This is a genomic window from Nesterenkonia sp., assembly GCF_029265375.1.
Taxonomy (GTDB): domain Bacteria; phylum Actinomycetota; class Actinomycetes; order Actinomycetales; family Micrococcaceae; genus Nesterenkonia.
The window spans coordinates 17130-35398 of sequence record NZ_JAJUJJ010000016.1; the positions used below are offsets into that span (position 1 = coordinate 17130).

The window sequence follows — 18269 nt, forward strand, 5'->3', positions numbered from 1 at the left end:
GGCTTTCGGACTGATCACCGTGGCGACCGGGTCCCAGCTCAGTCCCGGCGGATCTCGGTGAGCCTCAGCGGAGTCTCATCGGCCAGCCCCCAGTGCGCGGCCAACGGGGTATCGCCGACCATGACCTCCGCCGCAGTGGTGCCGGTGGCCGCACGCGCAGTGGCCTCAATCTGCATGGCCACCCGCCACGCTTCGCAGGAGTCCCGTGCCACCGGCACGTCGCTGAGCGCAACGGTCACGGTCTCGCCGGAGACCTCCACCGATTCCACCTGCACCTCACTGGAGAGCCCCAACGGATTGCCGAAGGCGGGCCTGCCGATCCCCGAGGAGTCCAGGCTCAGCAGGTACTCCAATGCGGAGCGGGCCGGATCGTCAGTGACCGTGGGCACGGTCTGGACCACCGAGACCGTGTTCCCGCAGCCGAAGCTGTCGCTGCGGGCAACCTCCGTCTGATGGGGACGGGGCGCGTTCTGCTGCCCCGGGTATCCCGGCCCGGACTGCGGCTCCACAATGCGGCCGTCCTCCCCGATCGGGGCGATCTCATTGTGCCCGGCTGGGCTGATCAGCCCGATGGGCAGCGCCACGGTCTCGTCGTCGTCGAACTCCGGCTCCGGAATCGGATCCTGATTCTGCTGCTCCTGGCCGTCCTGGCCCGCGTCTTCCTGCGGTGCAGAGGAATCCGGAGAGCAGGCTGAGGTCAGCAGCGCAGCACACAGCGCCGCAGCACCGGCTGCCCGCCAAGCCCGGGGGGTCCACATCATTGCTTCAGGATACGAGCCGGCGATCAGCAGCCGCCAATCGGCCCTCACCGCGGTCATGCGGCTGCGGTGCGCAGCCTCTCCGGTAGGCTGAGATTATGCCTATCCGGAACCGTCGCGCCGCCGCGCTGCCCGCCAAACTTTCCCGGTCCTGGCTGCTGATCAACGCGGCCAAGGAGCAGGACTACGCGCCGGGGCTGGCCAGCGAGGCGGACTCGGTGATCTTCGACCTGGAAGCCTCGGTCCCGGATGAGAAGAAGGCGCAGGCGCGGGAGTCGGTGATGCAGGCTCTCAACGGAGGCATGACCGCCTGGGTGCGGATCAGCCCCACCCACAGCGAGCACTGGGAACATGACGTGGCGGTCCTGGCCTCCGCCGACGGTCTGCGCGGGGTGATGCTGGCAGAGACGGAGCGTGCCGACCAGGTCACCTACACTGCCATGCGGCTGCGGGCCGGCACGCCGGTGATCGCGCTGATCGAATCCGCCCTGGGCGTGGAGAACGCCACCCAGATCGCCTCCGCCCCAGGAACGTTCCGGCTGGCATTCGGCACCAATGACTTCCGCAAGGACGTCGGCGTCTCCTCCGACCCCATGGCGCTGGCCTATGCCCGCTCCCGCCTGGTCATCGCCTCACGGGTTGGCGGGCTGCCCGGTGCCATCGACGGGCCCACCGAGGCCGATGCGGACGAGCGCACCATCGCCGAGGCCTGCCGGGTCACCGCGGAGATGGGCATGACCGGCAAACTCTCCCTCAACCGAGCCCAGGTGGAGCTGGTCAACCAGGGACTGAGCCCCTCGGAGGACGAGGTCGCCTGGGCGCGTGAGCTCATCGAAGCCCACGAACGCGGAGCATCCATAGGCGACGGCTCCTATCTGCCGCGGCTGGCGCGTGCTCAGAAGATCGCCTCCCTGGCGGACTCCTACGGCCTGTGGAACGCCTGATGTAGCCTGTGTCTCACGGTCGGCGTCGATGTGAGGAGGCTTGGATGGGCAGGGAGACCTATACCGGAGATGTGGCCTTTGAGGTGCGGGGACACCTTGGCCTGATCACATTGAACAGGCCCAAGGCGCTGAATTCCCTGACCCAGCTGATGTGCGAGTCCATCACCATCCAGCTGCAGGACTGGGCCCAGGACGACGACGTCGCCCAGGTGCTCATCCGCGGGGCGGGGGACCGGGGCCTGTGCGCCGGTGGGGATGTGGCCAGCATCTACCGTGACATGGTGGAGCTGCAGGACCACGACGGCGGCCCGCTGCTGCCAGACGGTACGCCGGCCTACCGCGCCGCGTTCCCCGGGGAAGAGTTCTTTGCGCTGGAGTACGCGATGAACCTGACCATCGCGGAATACCCCAAGCCGTTCATCGCCCTGATGGATGGTGTGGTCCTCGGCGGCGGGGTGGGTGTGTCTGCCCACGGCTCCCACCGCATCGTCACCGAACGCAGCCGCATCGGCATGCCGGAGACCACTATCGGTTTCTCCCCGGATGTGGGCGGCAGCTATCTGCTCTCCCGGGCGCCGGGCGCGCTGGGGGTCCATGTGGGCATCACCGGAATGCATGTCGGTGCCGCCGACGCGATCCACCTGGGCCTGGCCGACGCCTTCATCAGCTCCGAACAGCTGGAGGACCTCACCCAAGAGCTCACCCACCAGCGCGTGGACCAGGTGCTGGCCCAGCGTGCTGCAGACCCCGGCCCTGCTGCATTGGCGGAGGCGGACTGGATTGACCAGGCCTATGGGCACCAGGACGTGGAGGATGTGGTCGCCCAGCTGCAGCAGCTCGGCGAGAATGTGCCCGAGGCCGCTGAGACCGCGGAGCTTCTGCAGACGAAATCACCCACTATGGTCAAGGTCGCCTTCCGGGCGATCCGTGCCGCCGCGGAGCTGACGCTGGAGGGTGCACTGAGCCAGGAGTACACGATCGCGGTGCATGCTCTTCGCTCCCACGACTTCCGGGAGGGCATTCGTGCCCAGATCATTGAGAAGGACCGCAGCCCGCGCTGGCGCCCGGCGTCGCTGGAGGAGGTCGACGATGACCTGGTCTCCCACTACTTCACCCCAGTGCCGGGCAAGCTGCTGAACCTGCGGTGATCATCCCGGCGCAGGACGCACAGGAGGGACCAGCTGTGGCAGAGACTCACGACCCCGGAAAGAAGGTGGCCACCAGCTACCAGCAGGCGGTGGCTGAGAAGATTCCGCTGCGTGAGGCGGACGGGACGCTGAGCTATCCGTCCGCCGCCGGCAGTCCGCGGCCGGATGTCCGCCTGGACCCTCTGCACCGGGGTCTGCGTCTGCTCAGCGCAGCAGTGCCTGTGGGGGTGAGCCTCTATGCGGGGGCACGCCTGCCGGCGACGCCGGAGCAGATCCCGGTGCACTTTGGGTTTGACGGCTCGGTGTCCCGGTACGGCTCCCCATGGGAGGGTCTGGGTGCGCTGCTCCTGCTGACCCTGCTGGCCGTAGGGCTGGCAGTGCTCAGCCGCTATCCGCACCGCTTCAATTATCCGTTCCTCCTCACCGAGCACAACGTGCAGCGCCAGTACCGCAATGCCGCCCAGATGATGGTCTGGCTCGCTCTGAGCACGGCTGTGATCTCGGTGGGAACGGCGAACGTCTGGTTCGGCATCTCGGGACTGCATATCCTCTGGCTGGGAGTCGTCATGATGGTGGGTACCACCGCGGTGTTCGTCCTGCGGATGGTGCGGATGAAGTAGCTGCGGGGCCCGGGACTATCGGGGGACCCCGGGTCCCTGTATATGATCTGTGAAGAAGCTGTGTGCCCAGATCGGGTGCGCAGAGGCCGGAGCCGCTGCGGGAGGATGCATGGAGACCACGCCGGGCTCTGCCTCGCTGCGCATCTCCTCCCCAGTGCTGATCCTTGCGGGCCCTTCACCGGCCACGAATGAGCTGACCCAGCGGCTGCGCAGCATGGATGTCAAGGTCCTGCAGGCTCCCAGTGCGGCGGCCGCCCGTGAGCTGGCAGAGGAGGAGTCGCCCCGTCTGCTGGTCTGCGACGCCCGTCTGGCGCGGCGGATACCGGAGCTGGACGCGGCCCTGGAGGCCATTCGCAACACCGACGATCAGGTGGCCGTGCTGGCGTGGTTCGACGCCGACACCCCGGATGAGGACATTTTAGGAGTCTGCCGGCCCATCGATGATCATATGGCCGGCAGCATCGCGGTGGATGAGTCGCTGCGCAGGCTGCATTTCCTCAGCGGCAGGCTGCCGGAGCGACGGGAGGGTGAGCGTCTGGTGGTCGGTGACCTAGAGCTGGACACCACCAGCCGGACCGTGACCCGAGCGGGTGTGGACATTGATCTCTCCGACACTGAGTTCCGCCTTCTGCGGCTGCTGATGCGGCATGCGCGCACAGTGCTGCCGAAGTCGCAGATTCTTCAGGAGGTCTGGGAGTACGAGTTCGCCGGCCAGGCCAATATTGTCGAGCTCTACATCAGCTATGTGCGCAAGAAGATCGAAGCGGACTGGCCGCGGATGATCCACACAGTTCGCGGAGCAGGCTATGTGCTGCGCCCGGCCGCGGCGGACCACGCCGCGCAGCAGGAGCAGGACGGAGAGTCCTCCGACGGCGGCGAGGGTCAGGAGTAGAGCGGCTCAGCGGTCCCGCCGGAGCATCAGCATGCTCGCCCGGTGGGTCAGCAGCACCGCCAGAAGGCCCATCGCCGCGGCCCCGAAGGCAAGCACTCCGGCCCATAGAGCGCGTCCGTCCCCCGTCTGCGCCAGCTCACCAGGGTCTGCGGCGGCATCGTCCCGCTCGGCGGCGTTCGGCTCGTCGTCCTCCTCAGGCTCCGAACTGACCTCGGAGGGGCCACTGGCGTCTGAGCCGGGCCCGATCTCATTCCACGGGCTGCCCGGCACCGGGAGCGGGGACAGGCCCTCCTGCTCAGATCCGCCATGCGGCGTGCCCGGAACGCTGGGGCCCTCCGGCGCAACGGTGGTCGGCTCACCGGCCGGCGGAGAGGTGGGGAACTCCGTGACGCCCTGCCCGTCGGTGGGGTCCTGCTTACCGGTGGGATCGGGTGGGGTCGTGGCACTCGGCTGGTCGGTGGGGTCCGGCTCGGTGGGCGTGGGTACGGGGGTGGGCGACGGCGATTCGGTGCCGTAAACGGTGAAGATCACCTGAGCTTCCGCCTCCTCGCCCTCTGGCGGAGTGGCGACAACGGTGAACGTGTCCTGCGGGGTGCCATAGGCCTCCGCGGGAGCGGTGTAGGTCAGCTGATTGCCGGAGAGCTCAACGCTTCCGCCGATCTGCGACTGGCTGTTGCCCAGACCCAGCGTGGCCTCTTCCGTGGTGTAGCAGGTCAGGGTGACGGTCTCACCCGGATCCACGCCGGCGCGCCCGTCGCTGTCGCAGGTGACTGCAAGCGCACCGGTGGTCTCGCCTGCGTCGTCATAGTCGTCCTCGTCAGCATCCTCCCCATCGGTCTCGCCGGGGGTGGGCGAGGGCGACTCACCGGTGGGGTCTCCCTCACCCGGAGTATCCGGCGGGGTGCTGGTGGGATCCTCCGGGCTGGGCTCAGTTGTGCCGTTATCCGGCGTGGGCTCAGTGGTGGCCTGGGAGTCCAGGGTGTTGTTCGGATCCGGGTCCGCGGTCTCCTGCGAGTCAGTGGGGGAGGGGCCGGTCGGGTCCGGGTCCAGCGTGGACGCGTAGGTCGCGGAGGCAGCGCTGATCGTCAGTCCTACCGCCAGTGCCAGGGCAGCACAGGACCGCAGAGTTCGCTCGCCCGCTGCAGAGACCACTGGGACAGTCTAGGCCATGGGTGCAAGCCGCTCCGCAGGCGCGGCGGGGCGGCCTGCACCCGGTCGCGGACCGGCGCTCAGGCCAGGCGCTCCGGCGGGGACTTGGTCAGCGCAGGGTCGTTCTGGGCCAGGTGCCCGACGACCTCGTCGATCGCCGTCATCGTGTCCTGGTCCAGAGTGACGCCGGCCGCGGCCACATTGGAGGCGATCTGCTCGGGACGTGAGGCGCCCACCAGTGCAGAGGCCACATTGGAGTTCTGCAGCACCCAGGCGATGGCCAGTTGAGCGGGGGTCAGCCCGTGGTCCGAGGCGATCGGGACCAGCTTCTGCACCGCTTCGAGAATCTCTTCGGTCAGGTACTTCTCAATGAACTGGGCTCCGCCGTCCTTGTCCGCGGCCCGCGAGCCCTCCGGCCACGGCTGGCCCGGCAGGTACTTGCCGGTCAGCACGCCCTGGGCGATCGGGGACCAGACGATCTGACTGATGCCCAGCTCCTCAGAGGCCGGAATCACCTCCGGCTCGATCACCCGCCACAGCATGTTGTACTGCGGCTGGTTGGAGATCAGCTGGATCCCCAGCTCCTGGGCCAGTGCGTGGCCGGCGCGCAGCTGCTCGGCAGTCCACTCGGAGACTCCGATGTAGAGCGCCTTGCCGGAGCGGACCACGTCGGCGAAGGCCTGCATGGTCTCTTCCAGCGGCGTCTCATAGTCATAGCGGTGGGCCTGGTAGAGGTCCACATAGTCGGTGCCCAGACGCTTGAGGGAGCCGTTGATGGACTCCATGATGTGCTTGCGGCTCAGGCCGGTGTCATTGTGGCCCTTGGGGCCGGTGGGGAAGTAGACCTTGGTGAAGATCTCCAGGGACTCTCGCCGCTGCCCGGCCAGCGCGTCGCCGAGCACCTGCTCGGCCACTGTGTTGGCGTAGACGTCGGCGGTGTCGAAAGTGGTGATGCCCGCCTCCAGGGCCGCGTGCACGCAGGAGGTGGCGACGTCGTTCTCAATCTGGGAACCGTGGGTCAGCCAGTTGCCGTAGGTGATGGAAGAGATCTTCAGCCCGCTGTTGCCGAGGTACCTGAACTCCACGTTCGCTCGCTTCCCGTCTTATCCGTCTGGTTCTCTGTGCCGGGTAAGACCCGATCCTGCAGTATCCACCCTATCGCTGGTAAGGCTGTCCGAACAGATGCGCGCAGGTGTGCGGAAAATCCGGGCAGGAATGCCTCTCCTTCGTAGTCAGGGCGCGGTCGCCGGCGCTACAGTGGGCGGTGCACCCACCGGTCCCAGACGGTGCTGACACATCAGGAGTGATGACCTATGGCAAAACTCACCGGAGAGTTGGAGCAGGCATTCAATCAACAGGTCACCTTGGAGCTGGAGGCCTCGATGGTCTATCGGCAGCTGGGTATTGAGATGGACGTGCTGGACCTTCCCGGCATCGCTTCGTGGTTCCGCGCCCAGGCGGATGAGGAAGTGGTGCACGCCAATAAGTTCATCGACCACATGACCGACCGTGGGGCCCACCCGCGGATCCAGGCGATTGAGGCCGTCACCGCCTCAGCCGGGTCGGTGCTGGAGGCGTTCCAGGCTTCCCTGGCGCATGAGGAGAAGGTCTCCGAAGCGATCCGCGGGCTCTACCGGCTGGCTCAGAAGCAGGGTGATATTGACGCCCTGCCGCTGCTGAACTGGTTCATCGATGAGCAGTTGGAGGAGGAGGCGATGGTCTCAGAGCTCATCGGCAAGGTCAGGCTGATCGACGACGACGGCCCGGGGCTGCTGCGTCTGGACGAGGAGCTGGGAGCCCGGGAGTCCCACGGCACGGAGGCAGACGCCGAGTAGCCGGCCGGAGACGATGTGGCAGGTTACTGGTCGGTCACTTAGCATGGCGATATGCATGTGATCTTCCGCACCCTGCTGATTCTGCTCAAGGCACGACGCCGCCCCCGGGTTTCGCTGTGGGATTCCACTGAGATCACGCTGCGGGCTCAGCTGACCGATGTTGATGTCCTGATGCACATCAACAATGGTCAGTACTTCTCCCTGTTTGATCTGGGCCGCTACGACCTGATGGCGCGTTCCGGCTTCTGGGCCGCGACGCGGCGGCGCGGCTGGCACCCGGTGGTGCAGGCAGAGCAGGTCACCTTCCGCAAATCGGTGAATTTCTTCACCAAGTTTCAGATCTGGACCAAGCTCATCGGGGTCGACGACCGCTGCTTCTACATCGAGCACAGGGTGGTGGTCGACGGCGAGATCTATGCCCGCGCCCACGTGGCAGGCCGGCTCATCGGGCCCGAGGGTCCGGTGCCGATCCAGGACATTCTGGACCTGGCGGCTGAGATCGGACAGCCTGCCCCGGAGAATTTCCAGGTCAGCGAGGAGCTGAAGCAGTGGCGGTCCGAGTTCGCCCTGCCGGCAGCCCGGCGTCCGGCCCCGCACACCGGGTTCTGAGCCTCCCAGGCGCGTCTCTGCGCGCGAGGTGTCTACTACTCTGGAGCGAGGGGGCCCTGTCCCGCCCAGGGCCCTGACACCGAGCAAAGATGCGAGCGATGACCCAGCCTTCAGATATCGAGATTGCCAACGCAGCCACCCTCCGGCCGATCACCGAGGTCGCAGCCGACCTCGGACTCCATTCCGGAGAGTACGCCCTCTACGGCGAACACATGGCCAAGATCGATCCCCAGGTCCTCACCGACCGGCCCCGCGGCGGGAAAGTGGTCCTGATGACCGGAATAAGCCCCACCCCTGCCGGAGAGGGGAAGTCTTCGATGACCGTGGGGCTGGTCGACGGGCTCAACCGCACCGGCACCAAGGCGGTGGCCGCCCTCCGCGAGCCCTCGCTGGGGCCGGTTTTCGGCATGAAGGGCGGCGCGACCGGGGGCGGGTATGCCCAGATCGTGCCCATGGACGAGATCAACCTGCACTTCACCGGCGACTTCCACGCCATCACCGCGGCCAACAACCTGCTCTGCGCAGTGATCGACAATCACATCCACCAGGGCAACCAGCTGGGGATCGATCCGCGCCGGATCCATTTCAAACGTGTCCTGGATATCAATGACCGTGCACTCCGCGGCGTCGTCGTCGGCCTCGGCGGCCCCGGCCAGGGGATGCCCCGCGAGGACGGCTTCACCATCACCGTAGCCAGCGAAGTCATGGCCGTACTGTGCCTGGCTACCAGCCTGCGCGACCTGAAGGAGCGACTGGCCCGGATCACTGTGGCCCACACCTTCGAGCGCACCCCGGTGACCGCCGGAGACCTGGGCATGGCCGACCCCATGGCGATTCTGCTCAGACGGGCCATCCAGCCCAACCTGGTCCAGACTCTGGAGGGCAATCCGGCGCTGATCCACGGCGGACCCTTCGCCAATATCGCCCATGGGTGCAGCTCCGTGCTGGCAACCCAGTCCGCCCAGCGCCTGGCCGACGTCGTGGTCACCGAAGCCGGCTTCGGCGCAGACCTGGGCGCCGAGAAGTTCCTGGACATCAAAGCCCGCTGGGCTGACTGCTATCCCAGCGCAGTGGTCATCGTCGCCACGGTGCGGGCCCTGAAGCTGCACGGCGGGGTGGCCCTGGACAACCTGGGGGAGGAGAACGTGGAGGCGCTGCGCGCCGGGCTGGCCAACCTGCAGCGGCACATCGACAATCTGCGCAGCGTCGGGGCCCAGCCGGTGGTGGCGATCAACGCTTTCGACCGGGACACCCCCGCCGAAACCCAGGCTCTGCAGCAGTGGTGCACCGACTACGGACTGCGTTCTGCTGTGGTCACCGCCTGGTCCGAAGGCGGCGCCGGTGCCGAGGCTCTGGCGCAGCAGGTTCAACAAGCGCTGGCCGAGGACCAGCAGATCGGCTCCTTCTACGAGGACCAGCTCACCCTGGAGGAGAAGATCCGGCTGTTGGTGACCTCCGTCTACGGCGGTGCTGGGGTCGAGTTCGCTCCCGCTGCCCGGCGTCGACTGCGCGAGTACGCCGAGGAGGGCTGGGACCGGTTCCCGGTCTGCATGGCGAAGACTCAGTACTCCTTTTCCGACGACCCTGCCAAGGTGGGTGCACCTGAGGGCTTCACCGTCACAGTCCGTGACCTGGATGTCCGCACCGGAGCCGGCTTCGTCGTCGTGCTCACCGGAAGCATCATGACCATGCCCGGGCTGCCGAAGAAGCCTGCAGCCATGGGCATGAGAATTTCCGACGACGGAGTGATCAGCGGACTGTCCTGAGCCTGCGAAGCGGTGCTGCCCTAGGCAGGGGTCTTTGCGGTGGCGCCGTCCTGGTGGACCAGACGGTCCAGCGCCTCCCGCATATGGGACTCCACTGCCTCGACCAGCTCGTCGGCGTCGGCGGCGGCGATAGCCTCAGCAATCCGGTGGTGCTCCTGCACCTGATCCTCCGGGTCCTGGTAGGTGCCCTGCAGGGCGGTCAGGCACATGCGGGTCTCCACCATCAGGGTCTGGTGCATCCGCTGCAGCCGGGGGCTTCCGCTGCCTGCCACCAGTGCTGTGTGGAATGCCAGGTCCGCATCGGAGAGGGCGGCCAAGTCGCCGCTGTCTGCCGCGGCCTGCATCTGCTGGTGCGACTCCCACAGCGGGGCGAGGGCTTCCGGGTCGTTCCGCGCGATCATCAGCCGGCCCGCGGCAGCCTCGATGGCGATGCGCGCCACATAGAGATCCCGTATGCCGGCGTCGTCGAGCTCCTTGACGAACAGTCCCCGGTGCGGTTCGGCGCGGACCAGTCCCTCCTGGACCAGCCGCTGCATGGCCTCACGCAGCGGTCCGCGGCTCACCCCGAACTGCTCCGCCAGGGCGGCCTCGGACAGCTGGGTTCCCGGCCCCAGCGAGCCGTACATGATCCCTTCGCGCAGCTGGCGGGTGATCAGCTCGGCGGTGGATTCGCGGTTGACCCGCTGGAACGGCTGAGGGGCGGACATCTGACTCTCCCATAGGCGGAATGTTGACAAGGGGCGATTATACGGTCGCAGGCCCGGAGCGCTGCACCGGCCCCAGCAGCCTTCCCAGGCCGGGAATCTGCGGCAGGTCATGACCTGCCAGGCGCATCCCCTCCCAGACGGTGACCTGATTGGCGGTGAGCACCGGCTTGCCCACCGCCTCCTCCAGCTGCTCCACCCGCTGCAGCGAATGCATAGCAGTGTCCGGCACCAGCACCGCCTCTGCCTCGGGGGAGTCGGCGCTGCGCACCATCTGCACCATCTGGGCCAGACCGAGGTGACCCACCTCCCCAGCGGTGAAGATCCCATGGGAGGTGAAACCGGTGACCTCGATCCCAGCCTCGGCCAGAAAGGAGCGGAAGTGCTCGGCCAGCTCCGCCGGGTAGGAGGCCGCCACCGCCACCCGCCCGATCCCCAGAGTGCCGAGAGCGCGCACGAAAGCCAGCGACGTGGAGGAGGCCGGCAGCCCGGTCTCGATTGTCAGCCGGCGCGCCTGCTCCTGCGCCCCCTGCCACCCGAAGACGAAGCTGCCGGAGGTGCAGGCCCACATGAGGGCGTCAGGAGAATGCTCGGCCAGCAGGCGGGTGCAGGCCTCGCTCAACCGCCGGTGCGCCCCGGTTTCCCGCAGGGCCTCCGGGGTATGCTCATCGATCCCGATGGTGGAGATCACCACCGGCAGGCGCACCGGCACCGGCGCCGGGCGTGCCGCCAGGACCGCTTCGAGTCCGGGGTAGTCGTCCTCGGCGGCGTGGCCGGGATAGATGATCCCCACCGTGGAGGCCTGCTCACTCATACCGTGCGCACCTCTTGCAGTTGGCCGGTGTCAGAACGGGGCCCGGCACCCGGTCCCACCGGGACGGCGGACCGCAGGGCATCTCCCGGGCCGTAATAGTCGAATCCCAGCTGCCGCAGGGCCGCCCACACAGTGGCCTGGTTCGCAGAGATCACCGGCTTGCCCAGGTCCTGCTCCAGCTGGTCCAGGATCTCGTAGCTGGGCAGATTCGTGCAGGCCAGCAACACGGCCTCAGCCTCGGCATGATCCGCCCGGCAGGCCAGTTCACAGGTGGTCTGCCAAGGCACTGTCCAGATCCGACCGCTGAGCCCCAGGTGTACGGTATGGACCACCTCCACCCCGGCCTCGGCGAAGAACCGGGCAAACAGTGCCCCGACAGCCTGGTCATAGGGAGTGGCGGCGGCCACCCGATCCGCGCCCAGGGCCCGGACGGCGTCCAGCAGAGCCCCGGATGTGGTCACCGCAGCCGGTTCGGCAGCGGAGGTGCTCTGCCGCGGCTCAGCTGCCGCCGATGCCGCATCGACGGCGAACGCCGCCCTGGCGGCCGCTTCGCGGCCCGCTGTGCGAATGGCCTCGGCCAGCCGGCGCTCTCCGGCCAGACCGCGGACGAAGCTGCCGGAGGTGCAGCCATAGATATAGCCGGCTGGGTCCGTGGCGGAGACCGCACGCACCGCCTCGGTGATCAGCTCCGGCTGTGAAATCTCACGGGCCTGCTCCACGGTGACCGCCAGCGGCTCGAAGCGGGTGCGGGTAAATAGCAGGTCCAGCTGCTCGAACCCGTAGCCGTCCTGGCTGAAGCGCCGCAGCTCGCGGTCCAAGGCCATGTCATAGGGCACTACAGCCCCGACCGGGATGGCCAGCGGCGAGCGGTCTGAGGCCTGGTTCGGCGGCAGAGTGCGGGTGGGAACAGGTGCCATGGGAGACCCCCTGAAGACGGCATCGAGGAGCCCTGCAGGATTGTTGACAATCTGCAGAGCGTCTCCATAGTGTAAACCACATGTCAGAATCCCGGCCGGTGATATGCGTCCTCTGCCCCAGCGATCCCGACGCAGCCCTTCCCAGGCCCCCCGGCATCGAGTCGCTCCAGCCGCAGGCAGAGATCCGCTTCACCACCGCCGAAAACCTCGGTGAGGACATCGCCGGTGCGGACGCACTGTTCCTATGGGACTTCTTCTCCGGGGCGCTGGAGCGGGCCTGGCCCCAGGCGGACCGGCTGCGCTGGATCCACGTGGCCGCCGCCGGTGTGGACAGCCTGCTCTTCGACCAGCTGCGCGCCTCCGATGTAGTGGTCACCAACGCTCAGGGCATATTCGACCGACCGATCGCTGAGTGGGTGCTCGGCGCGGTGTTGGCAGAGACCAAGGACTTCGCCGGGAACTACCGGCTGGCCCGCACCAAAACCTGGCACCACCGCGAGACCAAGCGGGCCCAGGGGGCACAGGCCATTGTCATCGGCACCGGCGCCATCGGCCGCGAGATCGCCCGGCTGCTGAAGGCGGTGGGCATCTCAGTCACCGGAGCCGGACGCACCGCCCGGGAGGGGGACGAGGACTTCGGCACCGTCGTCGCCTCCGAGCGACTCCCGGAGCATGTCGGCGACTTCGACATCATCGTCAACGCCGCTCCGCTGACACCCGCCACCCGGAACCTCATCGGCCCGGCCACCCTGGCGGCCGTCAAACCCGGCGCGCACTTCATCAACATCGGCCGCGGCGCCTCAGTGGACGAACCGGCACTGATCGCCGCACTGCAGGAGGGGCCGCTGGGCTTCGCGTCCCTCGACGTCTTCGCCGAGGAGCCGCTGCCGGCCGACTCTCCGCTGTGGGAGCTGGACAACGTCATGATCGCTGCCCATATGTCCGGCGACGTCCACGGCTGGCGGCACTCGCTGGCTGAGCTGTTCCTGGACAACGCCCGGCGCTGGCTGGACGGGGCGGAGCTGGTCAATGTGGTGGATAAGGAAAAGGGCTATGTCCCGGGGAAGGGGAGCCGACCATGACCGATCTCGCGGACCTGACCGCCGCTGAGCTGCTGGCCGGATACGACTCAGGGGAGTTCACTCCGGTGGACGCCGTCGAAGCGGTGCTGCAGCGGATCGAAGAGCGCGACGGCGAGCTCAACGCCTTCGTGCTGGTGGACCCCGAGTCCGCCCGAGCCCAGGCGGAGGCATCAGCGCGCCGCTGGGCCCAGGGCCAGACCCTCGGGCCCGGAGACGGAGTGCCGGCCTCCATCAAAGACATCTTCCTCACCAAGGGCTGGCCCACCCTGCGCGGCTCGAAACTCATCGACGAGGCCGGGCCCTGGGACACCGACGCTCCCTGTGTGGCGCGGCTGCGTGAGGCCGGCGCGGTGCTGGTGGGCAAGACGGCAACACCTGAGTTCGCCTGGAAAGGAGTCACCGACTGCCTGCGCTCCGGCGAAACCTCCAACCCATGGAACCCCACCACACATGCTGGCGGGTCGTCCGGCGGCTCGGCCGCAGCGGTCGGAGCCGGGATGGGCCCGTGGTCGGTGGGCACCGACGGCGGCGGATCGGTCCGCATCCCGGCGTCCTTCACCGGCACCGTGGCGATCAAAGCCACCTACGGCACCGTCCCGATGTACCCGTCGTCGCCCTTCGGCACGCTGGCCCACGCGGGACCGATGACCCGCACCGTGGAGGACACCGCCCTGCTGCTGGACATCATCTCCGGCTTCGACTCCCGGGACTGGTCTGCGCTGCCCACCCCGGCCGGCTCCTTCACCGCCGGGCTGGATGATGGGATCGAGGGGCTGCGCATCGCCTATTCTCCAACCCTCGGGTTCGGGAAGAACGACCCGGAGGTCCAGCGGCTGGTGGACCAGGCCGTCACCGTCCTGGAGGAGGCAGGCGCCGTCGTCGAGCAGGTCGATCCGCAGATCACCGATCCCGTAGAGCCCTTCCACGTGCTGTGGTTCACCGGAGCGGCCAAGGTCCTGGAGGTCTTCGGGGAGGAGGCCCTGGGCCAGGTGGACCCCGGGCTTCGCGAAGGTATTGAGAAGTACCGCGACGCCTCCGCGCTGGACTACCTGACCGCCACCGCAGTGCGCATGGACATGGGAGTGACCATGGGCGCCTTCCACGAGACCTATGACCTGCTGGTGACCCCCACGATGCCGATCACGGCCTTCGACTGCACCCGGCAGGCCCCCGAAGGATGGCCCTCTCAGGAGTGGACCTCTTGGACGCCCTACACCTACCCGTTCAATATGACCCAGCAGCCGGCCGCCTCGGTGCCCTGCGGTGTGGCGGACAACGGCCTGCCGGTGGGGATCCAGTTTGTGGCTGCCCGCACCCGGGACCGTCTGGTGCTGCGGGCCGCACGAGCCTATGAGAAGGCCTCGGGCGAGAAGTTCAGCCGGCCGGTGCAGCCGCAGAACGTTCAGCCGGAGAGGTGAGGATGGCCCGCTACATCCGCATCACGCTGACCCGGCGCGGCGTCAGCTGCCTGGCCAGAATGCTCGACGAGGCCGCGCCGCGCACCTGCGCCGCCGTCTGGGATGCGCTGCCGCAGTCCGGGCAGGTCTACCACGGCAAGTACGCCCGCAATGAGATCTACAACCTGGTGCCTGCCTTCGCCGCCGAAGAACCGGGAAAGGAGAACACCACCGTCACCCCGATCCCGGGGGACGTGTGCTATTTCGCCTTCGACTCCGACGATCTGGGCAATCCGGCCTACGGCTACGACGCCGCGGCCGACGTCCGGGCCGAGGAGCCGTCCCAGCGCAAAGCCATTGTGGACCTGGCTGTGTTCTACGGCCGCAATAACCTGCTGATCAACGGTGATCAGGGCTGGGTCCCCGGCAATGTGTTCGCCACCATCACCGAAGGTCTCGACGAGCTGGCCCAGGCCTGCCAGTCCATCTGGATGGACGGCGCCCGCGGCGAGGTTCTTGAGTTCACCCGCGCCTGATCCGCCCAGTGCCGCCCCCGCCTCACCCGGCCAGCCCCAACCCCCGCCTGACCCGTTCAGCGTGTCGGATGGGCCCAAACTCGGCCGCATACGGCCTCCATTTGGGACTTTCCCGCACGTGATGGCCCGCTGGTGCGCCGACGGGTGCCGCTAGGGTGAAGCTGTGATCTCTCTGGCACTGGGCATCATCCTCCTCGCGCTCTACCGCCTCTACCGAGGGTGAGATCGGCGGATGCTGCGCAACGGGGTGCTGCTGGTGGTCGGCGTGGTGCTGACGGCCGCCGGCGTCATCGACCTGGCCTGGGCGCTGATGGCCCAGCTGCCGGGACTCTCACCCCTGGCTGCCTATACGACCCCGTGGGCACTGCTGGTTGTGGTCAGCGCGGTCCTGGTGCCGCTGGGGTTTCTGGCCCTGGTGCTCTTCCTGCTGATCAACGGGGCTGCCATGCTGCGCAGGGAGGGCCGCAGCCTGGGAAACATGCTCTCGCTGCTGGCCGGGCTGGGTCTGCTGGGCGCCCCGGTGCTCGTGGTGTGGCTGCTGGCCTCCGACTCCGCGGCCGCGGTGGTGCTGGCCGTGCTGATCGTCTTCGTCACCGGGTACCTCTCGGTCAGCTTCCTAGTGATCCTCATCTACGCCTGGGTCTACGGCCGCGCCATCGCCAAGGTCCGCCCGGCAGTGATCATGATCTGCGGAGCCCAGGTCATCGACGGTCGCGTGCCTCCGCTGCTGCGCTCGCGGCTGGACCGGGCGGTCCGTCTCTACCGCGGCACCGTGGCAGAGGGGCACCCTGCCCCGCTGATGATTCCCTCCGGCGGCCAGGGGCCGGATGAGACCAGGCCGGAGGGGGATGCCATGGGGGAGTACCTCCGCAGCCAGGGGATCCCCGCCGAGCACATCGCCGTGGAGGACCGGGCCACCACCACAGAGGAGAACCTTCGCCTGTCCGCGGCAATCCAGCGCGACGCCGGCAGGCAGGGGCCGATGGTCGCGGTCACCAGCAGCTACCACGCCCTGCGCACCGCTCTGCTGGCGCGGAGGCTGGGGCTCGACGTCGACGCAGTGGGCGCCAAGACGGCGTTCTACTACATGCCGAGCGCCTTTCTGCGGGAGTTCGCGGCCGTGATGCTGGGCCACCGAGTCCTCCACGTGCTGCTCTTCACCCCGTTTCTGCTCCTGGCGGCTGCGGTGTTCCTCATGTGGCTGCTGTGGGACGGGTGAATCAGCTCCCGACGCCGCCTCCGGCAGCCCGACTCTGCCCTGCAGGATCTGGTTAGGCTGGAGTGCGGCACAGGGAGTCGACGCAGAAGAGGCATGATGGGCAGGATCTGGAACAACCGGCGAGCGTTCGAACGATGTCCAGGCTCACCGAATGGCCCATGGTCGGCGTCGCCCTGGTGTTCCTGGTCGTCTACGCCTATGTGGTCATCGGGAACCTGCGGGAATCTCAGGTCCACTGGCCGTTCTGGGTGATGCAGGTGGTCTGGGTGCTCTTCGCGGTGGACTATGTGGTTTCGCTGGTTCCCCACACCCGGCGGTGGTTCATCACGCATCTGCACGAATTGGCCATCGTGCTGCTGCCGGCGCTGCGGCCGCTGCGCCTGGTCACTGTGCTCTCGGTGCTGCAGCGCTCGGCCGGTGCCGCACTGCGCGGGAAGGTGGTGCTGTATGTGGCCTTCACCTCCGCACTGCTGGTGCTCATGGCCGCCCTGGCCATTCTGGATGCAGAGCAGAACCACCCGGAGGCCAATATCTCCAGCTTCGGCGACGCCGCATGGTGGGCGGTGGTGACGATCACCACCGTGGGGTACGGGGACCACTACCCGGTCACCGATCTGGGCCGCTGGATCGCGGTCGCCCTGATGATCTCCGGACTGGGGCTGCTGGGCACTGTGACCGCCACACTGGCCAGCTGGTTCGTGGAGAAGGTGGAAGAGACCGCCGCTAACTCAGCGGGCAAGGCGGAGAGCCGCGGCCGGCAGCAGAGCGACCAGCGCTGAGCCGGGGCGCACGGATTCGCGGGGGCATCGGAGGAGTCTCGACGGCGGATTGCAGGCGGCGGCATTCAGCGAGTACTATAGATCCTTGTCTGCTTGGCTGTGCTGTGCCTTTTCACGGGGTGCGGCGCCGGAAAACAGCTCAAGCGCCGTCAAACTTTGCACCGTCCACGCGGTTCCCGCGTGTCCGTAGGCAACTTCGGTTGGATCTCACCCAGCCTGGTCGTCCTCGTACCGGTGCCAGTGAAACGGCTCGCTTCGGCGAGCCCTCAACAGCATCTACGTACTGAAACTCAAGAGGAGTGATCATGGCAGCACGTTGCCAGGTGACGGGAGTGGGGCCGCAGTTCGGCAACCAGATCTCCCACTCGCACCGCCGCACCAAGCGCCGGTTCGACCCGAATATCCAGAAGAAGACCTACTGGGTCCCCTCTCTGGGCCGCAAAGTGACCCTGAACCTGTCGGCGAAGGGCATCAAGACCATCGACGTGCGCGGCATCGACGCGGTCGTCGCCGATCTGCTGAAGCGTGGTGAGAAGCTCTAATGGCCAAGGACAAGGACGTACGTCCCATCATCAAGCTGAAGTCGACGGCCGGCACCGGGTTCACCTATGTGACCCGCAAGAACCGCCGCAACAACCCTGACCGCATCGTGCTGAAGAAGTACGACCCGGTCGTCCGCAAGCACGTCGACTTCCGAGAGGAGCGCTGATCATGGCCAAGAAGTCCAAGATCGCAAAGAACGAGCAGCGCAAGGTCATCGTTGAGCGCTACGCCGAGAAGCGCGCTCAGCTGAAGAAGACCCTGGTGGACCCCAACGCCTCTGACGAGGAGCGCGAGGCCGCCCGCGTGGGCCTGCAGAAGCTGCCCCGCGATGCCTCCCCGGTGCGCGTGCGCAACCGCGACAGCATCGACGGCCGTCCCCGCGGCACCTTCCAGAAGTTCGGCATCTCCCGCATCCGGTTCCGCGATATGGCCCACCGCGGCGAGCTGCCCGGCATCACCAAGTCTTCCTGGTAAAGCCGCAGGAGCAGCCCCGGCTGCCCCACTGAATCGCTGAGAAGGGGGCGGGACCATCCACCGATGGCCCGCCCCCTTTCGCA

At 67.5% G+C, this 18269-nt stretch carries 21 protein-coding genes; 15 read left to right on the forward strand and 6 right to left on the reverse strand.

Annotation, left to right across the window (positions count from 1 at the left end; genetic code table 11):
• Positions 1–38: 38 nt before the first annotated feature.
• Positions 39–761 carry a hypothetical protein gene (locus Q1K09_RS08025; protein ID WP_300344474.1) on the reverse strand — a complete coding sequence of 241 codons (723 nt, stop codon included), beginning with the start codon at positions 759–761 and terminating at the stop codon, positions 39–41.
• Between the two features lie 95 nt (positions 762–856).
• Here Q1K09_RS08025 and Q1K09_RS08030 point away from each other — a divergent pair, with 95 nt between their 5' ends.
• From Q1K09_RS08030 to Q1K09_RS08045, 4 genes are all read left to right on the forward strand, one after another.
• Positions 857–1702: a CoA ester lyase gene (locus tag Q1K09_RS08030; protein ID WP_300344476.1), complete on the forward strand. Its 846-nt coding sequence runs from the start codon at positions 857–859 to the stop codon at positions 1700–1702.
• 44 nt (positions 1703–1746) lie between these two features.
• A complete protein-coding gene (locus Q1K09_RS08035; RefSeq protein ID WP_300344477.1) occupies positions 1747–2850 on the forward strand; it encodes an enoyl-CoA hydratase/isomerase family protein in 1104 nt (367 codons plus the stop codon).
• A 35-nt stretch (positions 2851–2885) separates the two neighbouring features.
• On the forward strand, positions 2886–3470 hold the full coding sequence (locus Q1K09_RS08040) for a DUF1648 domain-containing protein (protein WP_300344478.1): 585 nt from the start codon (positions 2886–2888) through the stop codon (positions 3468–3470).
• A 109-nt stretch (positions 3471–3579) separates the two neighbouring features.
• Positions 3580–4362 (forward strand): response regulator transcription factor, encoded by a 783-nt coding sequence (locus Q1K09_RS08045; protein ID WP_300344479.1) that lies wholly within the window; start codon positions 3580–3582, stop codon positions 4360–4362.
• A 6-nt stretch (positions 4363–4368) separates the two neighbouring features.
• On the opposite strand, the gene Q1K09_RS08050 is transcribed toward Q1K09_RS08045, so the two are convergent.
• Entirely contained in the window at positions 4369–5514 is a 1146-nt protein-coding gene (locus tag Q1K09_RS08050; protein WP_300344480.1) for a hypothetical protein, read from the reverse strand.
• 77 nt (positions 5515–5591) lie between these two features.
• Positions 5592–6596 carry an aldo/keto reductase family protein gene (locus Q1K09_RS08055; RefSeq protein ID WP_300344481.1) on the reverse strand — a complete coding sequence of 335 codons (1005 nt, stop codon included), beginning with the start codon at positions 6594–6596 and terminating at the stop codon, positions 5592–5594.
• A 228-nt stretch (positions 6597–6824) separates the two neighbouring features.
• On the opposite strand from Q1K09_RS08055, the gene Q1K09_RS08060 reads away from it, so the two are divergent.
• The 3 genes from Q1K09_RS08060 (at position 6825) to Q1K09_RS08070 (ending at position 9721) form a co-directional block, all read left to right on the forward strand.
• Positions 6825–7346, forward strand: coding sequence for a ferritin (locus Q1K09_RS08060; RefSeq protein WP_300344482.1), 522 nt, complete (start codon positions 6825–6827; stop codon positions 7344–7346).
• A 51-nt stretch (positions 7347–7397) separates the two neighbouring features.
• On the forward strand, positions 7398–7955 hold the full coding sequence (locus Q1K09_RS08065) for an acyl-CoA thioesterase (protein ID WP_300344484.1): 558 nt from the start codon (positions 7398–7400) through the stop codon (positions 7953–7955).
• Positions 7956–8044: 89 nt separating this feature from the next.
• The gene (locus Q1K09_RS08070; RefSeq protein WP_300344487.1) at positions 8045–9721 is read left to right on the forward strand and encodes a formate--tetrahydrofolate ligase; all 1677 of its coding nucleotides are present in this window, start codon (positions 8045–8047) and stop codon (positions 9719–9721) included.
• Between the two features lie 20 nt (positions 9722–9741).
• Here the strand turns inward: Q1K09_RS08070 and Q1K09_RS08075 are convergent, their stop codons facing one another.
• From Q1K09_RS08075 to Q1K09_RS08085, 3 genes are read right to left on the reverse strand one after another with little or no spacing between them, the layout of a single operon-like run.
• Positions 9742–10428 carry a GntR family transcriptional regulator gene (locus Q1K09_RS08075; RefSeq protein ID WP_300344490.1) on the reverse strand — a complete coding sequence of 229 codons (687 nt, stop codon included), beginning with the start codon at positions 10426–10428 and terminating at the stop codon, positions 9742–9744.
• 37 nt (positions 10429–10465) lie between these two features.
• Complete coding sequence (locus Q1K09_RS08080) at positions 10466–11239, reverse strand: maleate cis-trans isomerase (protein WP_300344492.1); 774 nt, start codon at positions 11237–11239, stop codon at positions 10466–10468.
• The gene (locus tag Q1K09_RS08085; protein ID WP_300344494.1) at positions 11236–12156 is read right to left on the reverse strand and encodes a hypothetical protein; all 921 of its coding nucleotides are present in this window, start codon (positions 12154–12156) and stop codon (positions 11236–11238) included. Before Q1K09_RS08085 ends, Q1K09_RS08080 begins: the two co-directional genes overlap by 4 nt.
• Positions 12157–12236: 80 nt before the next feature.
• Between Q1K09_RS08085 and Q1K09_RS08090 the strand changes: the two genes are divergently transcribed.
• The 8 genes from Q1K09_RS08090 to rpsN all read left to right on the forward strand — a co-directional run bounded on the left by Q1K09_RS08090 (position 12237) and on the right by rpsN (position 18186).
• Positions 12237–13238: a D-2-hydroxyacid dehydrogenase gene (locus Q1K09_RS08090; RefSeq protein WP_300344497.1), complete on the forward strand. Its 1002-nt coding sequence runs from the start codon at positions 12237–12239 to the stop codon at positions 13236–13238.
• Positions 13235–14656, forward strand: coding sequence for an amidase (locus Q1K09_RS08095; protein WP_300344500.1), 1422 nt, complete (start codon positions 13235–13237; stop codon positions 14654–14656). Before Q1K09_RS08090 ends, Q1K09_RS08095 begins: the two co-directional genes overlap by 4 nt.
• Before the next feature lie 2 nt (positions 14657–14658).
• Complete coding sequence (locus Q1K09_RS08100) at positions 14659–15171, forward strand: DUF3830 family protein (protein ID WP_300344503.1); 513 nt, start codon at positions 14659–14661, stop codon at positions 15169–15171.
• A gap of 232 nt (positions 15172–15403) precedes the next feature.
• The gene (locus tag Q1K09_RS08105) at positions 15404–16390 is read left to right on the forward strand and encodes a YdcF family protein (RefSeq protein WP_300344505.1); all 987 of its coding nucleotides are present in this window, start codon (positions 15404–15406) and stop codon (positions 16388–16390) included.
• A gap of 134 nt (positions 16391–16524) precedes the next feature.
• A complete protein-coding gene (locus tag Q1K09_RS08110) occupies positions 16525–17169 on the forward strand; it encodes a potassium channel family protein (RefSeq protein ID WP_300344507.1) in 645 nt (214 codons plus the stop codon).
• Between the two features lie 305 nt (positions 17170–17474).
• Complete coding sequence (rpmB, locus tag Q1K09_RS08115) at positions 17475–17711, forward strand: 50S ribosomal protein L28 (protein WP_300344510.1); 237 nt, start codon at positions 17475–17477, stop codon at positions 17709–17711.
• Entirely contained in the window at positions 17711–17878 is a 168-nt protein-coding gene (rpmG, locus tag Q1K09_RS08120; protein ID WP_022872124.1) for a 50S ribosomal protein L33, read from the forward strand. The genes rpmB and rpmG overlap by 1 nt, the downstream gene beginning before the upstream one ends.
• 2 nt (positions 17879–17880) lie before the next feature.
• Positions 17881–18186, forward strand: coding sequence for a 30S ribosomal protein S14 (gene rpsN / locus Q1K09_RS08125; protein ID WP_168886682.1), 306 nt, complete (start codon positions 17881–17883; stop codon positions 18184–18186).
• Positions 18187–18269: the final 83 nt, after the last annotated feature.

What these genes read in the sequence shown, in the direction of transcription:
- Q1K09_RS08105 (WP_300344505.1), top strand. Translation starts at nt 15,404, where the DNA reads ATGCTGCGCAACGGGGTGCTGCTGGTGGTCGGCGTGGTGCTGACGGCC.
- Q1K09_RS08035 (WP_300344477.1), top strand. Translation starts at nt 1,747, where the DNA reads ATGGGCAGGGAGACCTATACCGGAGATGTGGCCTTTGAGGTGCGGGGA.
- Q1K09_RS08100 (WP_300344503.1), top strand. Translation starts at nt 14,659, where the DNA reads ATGGCCCGCTACATCCGCATCACGCTGACCCGGCGCGGCGTCAGCTGC.
- Q1K09_RS08045 (WP_300344479.1), top strand. Translation starts at nt 3,580, where the DNA reads ATGGAGACCACGCCGGGCTCTGCCTCGCTGCGCATCTCCTCCCCAGTG.
- Q1K09_RS08095 (WP_300344500.1), top strand. Translation starts at nt 13,235, where the DNA reads ATGACCGATCTCGCGGACCTGACCGCCGCTGAGCTGCTGGCCGGATAC.
- Q1K09_RS08080 (WP_300344492.1), bottom strand. Translation starts at nt 11,239, where the DNA reads ATGAGTGAGCAGGCCTCCACGGTGGGGATCATCTATCCCGGCCACGCC.
- rpmG (WP_022872124.1), top strand. Translation starts at nt 17,711, where the DNA reads ATGGCCAAGGACAAGGACGTACGTCCCATCATCAAGCTGAAGTCGACG.
- Q1K09_RS08060 (WP_300344482.1), top strand. Translation starts at nt 6,825, where the DNA reads ATGGCAAAACTCACCGGAGAGTTGGAGCAGGCATTCAATCAACAGGTC.
- Q1K09_RS08025 (WP_300344474.1), bottom strand. Translation starts at nt 761, where the DNA reads ATGATGTGGACCCCCCGGGCTTGGCGGGCAGCCGGTGCTGCGGCGCTG.
- rpsN (WP_168886682.1), top strand. Translation starts at nt 17,881, where the DNA reads ATGGCCAAGAAGTCCAAGATCGCAAAGAACGAGCAGCGCAAGGTCATC.
- Q1K09_RS08085 (WP_300344494.1), bottom strand. Translation starts at nt 12,156, where the DNA reads ATGGCACCTGTTCCCACCCGCACTCTGCCGCCGAACCAGGCCTCAGAC.
- Q1K09_RS08110 (WP_300344507.1), top strand. Translation starts at nt 16,525, where the DNA reads ATGTCCAGGCTCACCGAATGGCCCATGGTCGGCGTCGCCCTGGTGTTC.
- rpmB (WP_300344510.1), top strand. Translation starts at nt 17,475, where the DNA reads ATGGCAGCACGTTGCCAGGTGACGGGAGTGGGGCCGCAGTTCGGCAAC.
- Q1K09_RS08030 (WP_300344476.1), top strand. Translation starts at nt 857, where the DNA reads ATGCCTATCCGGAACCGTCGCGCCGCCGCGCTGCCCGCCAAACTTTCC.
- Q1K09_RS08065 (WP_300344484.1), top strand. Translation starts at nt 7,398, where the DNA reads ATGCATGTGATCTTCCGCACCCTGCTGATTCTGCTCAAGGCACGACGC.
- Q1K09_RS08075 (WP_300344490.1), bottom strand. Translation starts at nt 10,428, where the DNA reads ATGTCCGCCCCTCAGCCGTTCCAGCGGGTCAACCGCGAATCCACCGCC.
- Q1K09_RS08070 (WP_300344487.1), top strand. Translation starts at nt 8,045, where the DNA reads ATGCGAGCGATGACCCAGCCTTCAGATATCGAGATTGCCAACGCAGCC.
- Q1K09_RS08090 (WP_300344497.1), top strand. Translation starts at nt 12,237, where the DNA reads ATGTCAGAATCCCGGCCGGTGATATGCGTCCTCTGCCCCAGCGATCCC.